1 protein-coding gene and 1 pseudogene are annotated in these 858 nt (G+C 69.1%); both read left to right on the top strand.

Annotation, left to right across the window (positions count from 1 at the left end):
- Nucleotides 1-348 (top strand): annotated as a pseudogene (locus tag JCM25156_RS26210) (winged helix-turn-helix domain-containing protein); the annotation flags it as partial.
- A gap of 8 nt (nucleotides 349-356) precedes the next feature.
- Nucleotides 357-854, top strand: coding sequence for a hypothetical protein (locus JCM25156_RS18625; protein WP_025814333.1), 498 nt, complete (start codon nucleotides 357-359; stop codon nucleotides 852-854).
- Nucleotides 855-858 lie beyond the last annotated feature (4 nt).

Below are 858 nucleotides of genomic sequence, written 5' to 3'. Positions count from 1 at the left end.
CGCCGGACCCGCGCAGCGTGCCGGTGCTGCATACCCTGCGCTTTGCCGGGTGGGTGCTTGATACCGGCCGCCGCCGCCCTGCTCAACCCCGACGATGTGGAAGTACCGCTGACCGGCGGGGAATACGACCTGCTGCACGCCCTGCTGGAACGGGCCAACCGCGTCATGACGCGCGACATGCTGTTCGACCTGCTGCGCGGGCGGCAGGCGGGACCGTTCGACCGGGCCATTGACGTGGCGATCAGCCGCCTGCGCCGCAAGCTGGAGGATAACGGGCGCAATGCGCAGCTTATAAAGACCGTGCGTGGGGGTGGCTATGTCCTCGCCGCGGAGGTCGAGCGTATCTGACCGCGCGTATGTTCTCCTTCCCGCCGTCCTTCCTGTCCGCCCCCGAACCTGATGAACAGCCGCGCGGCAACTGGTGGTGGCGCCTGCGCAGACGCCTGCTGCCCCAGTCACTGGCGGCGCGGACCACGCTGCTCCTGATCGGCGGGCTGGGGGTGATCCAGATCATCGGCCTGACCATCCACGCCATGGACCGCTTCGATTTCGACCAGCGCATGATCAACGCGCAGGCCCGCAGCAGGGTCTTCACCTATTACCGCGCCATTGTGGAAACCGCCCCGTCCGACCGGCGCGGGAACTCGCGGCCCTTCACCTGCCCGAAGGGTCAGCATAACCCTGACCCCCGGCCCGGAACCGGACATGGTCAACGGCCTGGTCATGCCGCCCCACCCCCCGCACCACATGCACCCGCCGGGCGAATGGATGTCGTCCGATGGCATGGGGCCGCCGTTCGGTCCCCCCGGCCGCCATCACCACCCCTTCGGCCCCGGCGGCCCGGATGGACCTGATGGG

It is taken from the genome of Komagataeibacter kakiaceti JCM 25156 (assembly GCF_000613305.1).
This window is presented reverse-complemented; position numbering and strand designations above follow the sequence as displayed.